The sequence below is a fragment of the Aeromonas sp. QDB54 genome (genome assembly GCF_027707385.1).
GTDB classification, from domain to species: domain Bacteria; phylum Pseudomonadota; class Gammaproteobacteria; order Enterobacterales; family Aeromonadaceae; genus Aeromonas; species Aeromonas hydrophila.
Map to the genome: position 1 here is coordinate 1 of NZ_JAPCIT010000058.1, position 5,090 is coordinate 5,090.

The window sequence follows — 5,090 nt, forward strand, 5'->3', positions numbered from 1 at the left end:
GCCCGGTTGGCATGGTCTGCCCATGCTGCTCGGGTCTTCTCAAGCCACGCCTTGGGCTTCAAACTCTCGGTTTTCTGCGCCCCCCCCTGCCCCGGATTTTTCGGGTTGTACCTGCTGAACCACTGATCTTTCTTGCGCTCGACGCCATCGTTTTTGCGCTCGGACATCATCAGGTGGCAATGCGGGTTCTCACCCCCCCCCTTATGAATCGCCAGCGTATACGGCAGGCGCTCGACCTCGGTCAGGTACTTGGCGAAGTCGTCCACGAGCACCCGCTGCTGATCGAGCGTCAGCTCGATTGGCAGGGCAAATTCAACCTCTTTGAATAGGCGGCCATTGGCCCGTTCGTACAGGTCGGCGGCATCCCAGTAGTTGCCGACCTCTGCGGCTCCTGCCGCCCATGATGGCATGTTGCCAGACTGGGTGTGCAGCACCTCGTCTTTGTCGCGGGCATACTTGCCCTCGCGCTGAATGTAGTCGGCCTTGGCCTTAGCCGACTGGCCGCCGCCACGGCTGCCAGTCTTGGCCGCGAGATGAAATATCGCCATGTGTAAGCTCCACGCTAGTGGCCCTCGGAGAGCGCACCGCCCCGAAGGGGGGCCGGAGGCAGTTTCTCGCAGAGAAACCGGTAAGTGCGCCCTCCTCATGTTCCATGAGTCGGGTTTGCGGCATCAGTAACCTGATGATACTCTACAACGGGCACATAACAACAGGGCTGTCAACATGGGAAAGTTAGAGGATAAACTCGCCAAGCTCGAAGAACAGAGGGCGCGGATCAATGCCGAGATCCAGCGAGTGAGGGCAAGGGAACAGCAGCAGGAACGGCGGGATGATACTCGGCGCAAGATCATAGTTGGGGCAATGCTCACGGGCATGATAGAGGCGGGAAAGCTGGGGCAGTTCAATGAGGTCTGGCTACGGGCTGAGCTGGACAAGCAGCTTGACCGTGATCCAGACCGAGCCCTGTTTGGTCTGCCACCACTGGCAAAGGCTAAGCCAGAGCAGGTGGTGCAGGAAGAGGCCCCTGCGGGGCTACACACCGCCCCCACTGCTGCGCAGTAGGGGAAAGGCCGCTGTCGCGGCAAAACAGCTCTACGGGCCTCCTGTGGCGTCTCAGACAGGCACCAGCGGGCGAAGCCCGCCTTTCCCCCTACTGCGCAGCAGTGGGGGGGTGTGTAGCTTAGCGCAGCGATAAAGGGCCTCCGGCCTCTGGCCGGGCATTGGTCTGTAGGTCTGTAATCTGTAGAGGGTCGGAGCCCCTAAAGGGCTCAGATCCTATGGAAGATCTTGGAAGATCTTGGATCAACTTTTTGCGCAAATGCTACAGGCCAGTGGTGGCGTGGCTTACAGCGTTGTTTTTACTCCCCTGAGCGTGACGGTTACTACAGGGGTGCGTGACAGTTACGCCGGGGGTGCGTGACAGTTACGCCGGGGGCGTGACAGTTAGCACAGGGGTCAGCCTGCCGCCTTGGGCCGTGCGATGTTGTACTTGCTAGGGGCATATTCGGTGACCGTCCAGCCCAATGAGACAATCTCTGGCAGCGAATCCCGTACCCTTTTGCGCCTTTGGCGCATGGTTGCCCCGCTGGCTTCCTCGGGCCAAACGTAGCTGGACAAGGTATCCACAGTGGCCTTGCCGCTCTTGCCGGGGTCGATCCAGCCACACAGCCGCTGGTGCAGCAGGCGGGCGGTTTCGCTGTCCAGCGCCCGCACCTCGTCCATGCTGATGCGCACATGCTGGCCGCCACCCATGACGGCCTGCGCGATCAAGGGGTTCAGGGCCACATACAGGCGCCCGTCTGCCTCGTCGCTGGCGTAGTCGGCAAGCAGCCGGAACCCCTGCCGCTTGCGGCCATTCTGGGCGATGATGGAGACCGTCCACAGGCGCTCAATGCACTCCCGGATTGCCTTGAACTGGCTGCCGCCATCCTCTGCATACCCGATTTCACGGGCCAGCGCTCGATAGCTTCCCTTGACCACCATGGCGTCAGCTTCGACGGCCTCCCACTTGGGTTCCAGGAACAGCCGGAGCTGTTGCCCGCCTTCGGTCTTGGGTTCCGGGCCAAGCACCAGACCGCTCGGCCCGGCCATGGCCACCAGCCCTTGCAGGATGCGCAGATCATCAGCGCCCAGCGGCTCCGGCCCCTTGAACTCGATCCGCTTGCCGTCGCCGTAGTCATACGTCACGTCCAGCTTGCTGCGCTTGCGCTCGCCCCGCTTGAGGGCACGGAACAGGCCGGGGGCCAGACAGTGCGCCGGGTCGTGCCGGACGTGGGTAAGCTCGTGTTTATGCGGCATCACGCACCCCCCCTTTCTTGGGCTTGGCCCGCTTTTCCAGTGGTACGGGCTTGAGTACGCCGCCCTCGTGCCGCCTTAGCCACCGCTCTTGAAACGGGCTGCCGTAGTTGGCCTTGCTCACGCCAAAGCGCACGAAATAGGCCCTCTGGTTGTCGTCCACGCCCCACGTTTCGGCCTCGGCTGCGGTCATACCGGAGAGGTATGCCTGCCACCGGATGTTATCGACCAGCACCGACGATCCACGGCTGGCCTGCTGCTGGTCGCCTGCGCCCGCCATGGCCGCGCTTTTGTTGGCATGGTGCAGGAAGATGATCGAGCACCCTGTCTCGGCGGCGATGGCCTCCATGCGGCCGATGACTTGGGCCATAGGCCCGGAGGCGTTCTCCTCCTCGATGTGGAAGCGCCTGAGCGTGTCCAGCACCATCAGGCGTCTGCCCTCGGCGGCTTTCATCATGCCGTCGAACCACTCCGGGGTCATGATGTTGGGGCCGTTTCCGATCAGCGGTTTGATCCACAAGTCGGTTGCCACGGCCTGCCGTTCGGCTGCGGAGAGGTGCGCCCCGAGTGCGTGCAGGCGGTGATGGATGGCAACTGGTGGGTCTTCTGCGGGCAGGTAGATCACTCGGCCTGTCGGCAGCTCGCCCACGCCCAGCAGATCGGGGCCGCCAGCGATCTGCATCGCCAGTTGCAGGGCCAGCATGGACTTGCCAGCCCCACCGGGGGATACCAGCGCCCCCACGGTGCCGGCCACCATGTTGGGCAGTACATAGTCAATCGGCGGCGGTAGCTCTGTGAAGCTCGCCAGAATGTCGATAGGCTTATGGGTAGCCATTGATTTGCCTCCTTTGCAGGCGGTTGATGGTCAGGCGCTGGCGGGGCCGCTATCCCCGTCCTGCGCCGCCCTGAGTTCCTCTAGGTACAGTCGCAGCGCCTCGGCCTCATCGTCTGTGGCCCATATCTTACGCGCCTTGCGCCCCAGTTCACGCTGGGTCTCGGCAAACCGAGCCTGCCTGATCGCGTTATCGCTGGCCAACAGGTTGCCAGTCAATTTATCCCGCTTGTCCTTCATACCAGACCCCATTAGAGCTAACGCAAAATACATGATTAGAGCTAACACCATAACATGGGTTAGCTCTAACTAAAAGTCACATATCCAGCGTGGGGTATTCCCGCTTGGTTTTTTGCGTCTGCTCAAGCTCGGCGCGGATCTTCTGCACCTCCGGTAGCGCCATCACTTTTTTGATGGTGCGCTCGATGTAGTCGGCCTCATGGCCTGCCTTGCGATCCATGAGGCCGGGGCTGGCCTCGGCCATGGCCTTGGCGATCTCGTCGGGATCTATGCCCTTCATGGCCAACTTCATGGCGGCGATGTAATCGCACTTGCTCAGGTCGTCCCCGAACCGCTTCACCAGCCCCGCCATTTCGCTGCGGTACTCGTCCAAGGCAGTCCTGCGGTAACGGCGCGGCTGGGCTGTCTCTATGCCCTCCAGCCTGCGGGCCTGCTCCTGCTGGCGCTCCTTTCTCTCAAGCTCCTGCCCGGCCTCCTGCACCATCTGGGGGCCTGTGGTGGCGGCTTGGCCGCTGGACGCTCGGCACAGCACCCACGGCTGATACCCCGTCTTGGTTGTGTGCTTGGGCTTCTGGTTGGTAAAGCCCGCCAGACGGCCATAGTGGTGGCTGTCAGCGCTTGCGGGGTCGGCGTCATACTCTCGGGCCAGCCTGCGGGCAATCGCGCCCCTGTGCTCTGCTGGCGCGTTTGCCGCTACCTTCACCCACGCCTGATAGTTCTTCGGGCTGGTCTCGATAACGGCGGCAGGCTCCCGCCCTTCCTCCTTCATCGCGTCCAGGTCAAAGCTGCTCAAGTCGTCTACCAGGACAAGCCCGTGCCTGGCTGATTCGGCTGGCCGGATATAGATATCGTTGCCCTGAGCGTTCATCCGCTTGAGCCATGCGGCGTTCTCGACCACCTCTTGCAGCGTCCATTCCCGATTCATCATCTTGCCTGTGGCGGAGTCCCTGATGCCAATATCGTACAGGTCGCAGCCCATAGCCTTGAGCTGGCGGGCGATGGCCTGAGAGGTGCGATCCCCCTTCACTTGAGCCTGAGTAGTAGCCACACTGCCCCCTCCTTTGTCGTCTTGAGTTCCGGGGCCAGCCAGAGCCACAATCCGATCAGCAGCACTAGCATAAACAGCAGAAAACCCATCGAGGTGACTACGAAAATCCTCCATCCCAACTGACTCGCTGCGCCCTCGGCCTTCTCGGCTGCCTTGTCCAGTGCCTCGGCTGCGGCCTTCATGTCCTTGGCTGTGCCTTTCCACGCCTTCGCGGCTTTGCCCTGCTGGATCTTCCACTCTCCAGCCTGCGTTATGCTTGCATTTTGAGTCTCTTCTATCGCCGTCACGGCCTTGTCTGCGAGAGTCGCCAAGCTCTGCGCCAGCGGCTCGATCTGCCCCGCCAGCTCGTCGATCCCTCTGGCCTGCCTCACTTTGTCTATCGCGCTCATGGTCGATGCTCTCTCTGTATGCCTGTAGGTCGATGATCTCGGTGTTGGCCGTCTCGATGGACAGGGCCGTATCCGCCCGCCCGGTGCGGATGCCCCGCCCTTCCATCTCCACCACGTTGGGGCCAAGGTGGATGGTCGGCAGGCGCTCGATCCCCTGCGCCTCTAGCGTCCGGTGGTCGATGCGGGCTTCGTGGCCTGCCATCTCCAGCGCCCGGTTGGCATGGTCTGCCCATGCTGCTCGGGTCTTCTCAAGCCACGCCTTGGGCTTCAAACTCTCGGTTTTCTG

At 62.1% G+C, this 5,090-nt stretch carries 7 protein-coding genes and 1 pseudogene; 1 reads left to right on the forward strand and 7 read right to left on the reverse strand.

Annotated elements, in window-relative coordinates; all coding sequences use genetic code 11:
- Positions 1–548: MobA/MobL family protein (locus PG881_RS23645; RefSeq protein WP_247141927.1), on the reverse strand; the 548-nt coding region annotated here is incomplete at its 3' end.
- Positions 549–723: 175 nt separating this feature from the next.
- On the opposite strand from PG881_RS23645, the gene PG881_RS23650 reads away from it, so the two are divergent.
- Entirely contained in the window at positions 724–1,062 is a 339-nt protein-coding gene (locus PG881_RS23650; RefSeq protein WP_223917427.1) for a mobilization protein, read from the forward strand.
- Positions 1,063–1,455: 393 nt separating this feature from the next.
- Here the strand turns inward: PG881_RS23650 and repC are convergent, their stop codons facing one another.
- The 6 genes and pseudogenes from repC to PG881_RS24010 form a co-directional block, all read right to left on the reverse strand.
- On the reverse strand, positions 1,456–2,298 hold the full coding sequence (repC, locus tag PG881_RS23655; protein WP_128314201.1) for a replication protein C, IncQ-type: 843 nt from the start codon (positions 2,296–2,298) through the stop codon (positions 1,456–1,458).
- Entirely contained in the window at positions 2,288–3,130 is an 843-nt protein-coding gene (locus PG881_RS23660) for a helicase RepA family protein (RefSeq protein ID WP_128314198.1), read from the reverse strand. The genes repC and PG881_RS23660 overlap by 11 nt, the downstream gene beginning before the upstream one ends.
- A gap of 30 nt (positions 3,131–3,160) precedes the next feature.
- Entirely contained in the window at positions 3,161–3,367 is a 207-nt protein-coding gene (gene urfF / locus PG881_RS23665) for a plasmid repression protein F (RefSeq protein ID WP_128314199.1), read from the reverse strand.
- A gap of 76 nt (positions 3,368–3,443) precedes the next feature.
- Positions 3,444–4,415, reverse strand: coding sequence for a DNA-primase RepB domain-containing protein (locus PG881_RS23670; RefSeq protein WP_236749390.1), 972 nt, complete (start codon positions 4,413–4,415; stop codon positions 3,444–3,446).
- Positions 4,391–4,804: an IncQ-type mobilization protein MobB gene (locus PG881_RS23675; RefSeq protein ID WP_236749391.1), complete on the reverse strand. Its 414-nt coding sequence runs from the start codon at positions 4,802–4,804 to the stop codon at positions 4,391–4,393. Before PG881_RS23675 ends, PG881_RS23670 begins: the two co-directional genes overlap by 25 nt.
- A gap of 106 nt (positions 4,805–4,910) precedes the next feature.
- A pseudogene (locus PG881_RS24010) lies at positions 4,911–5,075 on the reverse strand (MobA/MobL family protein); the annotation flags it as partial.
- Positions 5,076–5,090: the final 15 nt, after the last annotated feature.

Bases quoted from the DNA above. Each gene is read 5' to 3' on its own strand.
- PG881_RS23650 (WP_223917427.1), top strand. From the start codon at position 724: ATGGGAAAGTTAGAGGATAAACTCGCCAAGCTCGAAGAACAGAGGGCG.
- repC (WP_128314201.1), bottom strand. From the start codon at position 2,298: ATGCCGCATAAACACGAGCTTACCCACGTCCGGCACGACCCGGCGCAC.
- PG881_RS23660 (WP_128314198.1), bottom strand. From the start codon at position 3,130: ATGGCTACCCATAAGCCTATCGACATTCTGGCGAGCTTCACAGAGCTA.
- urfF (WP_128314199.1), bottom strand. From the start codon at position 3,367: ATGAAGGACAAGCGGGATAAATTGACTGGCAACCTGTTGGCCAGCGAT.
- PG881_RS23675 (WP_236749391.1), bottom strand. From the start codon at position 4,804: ATGAGCGCGATAGACAAAGTGAGGCAGGCCAGAGGGATCGACGAGCTG.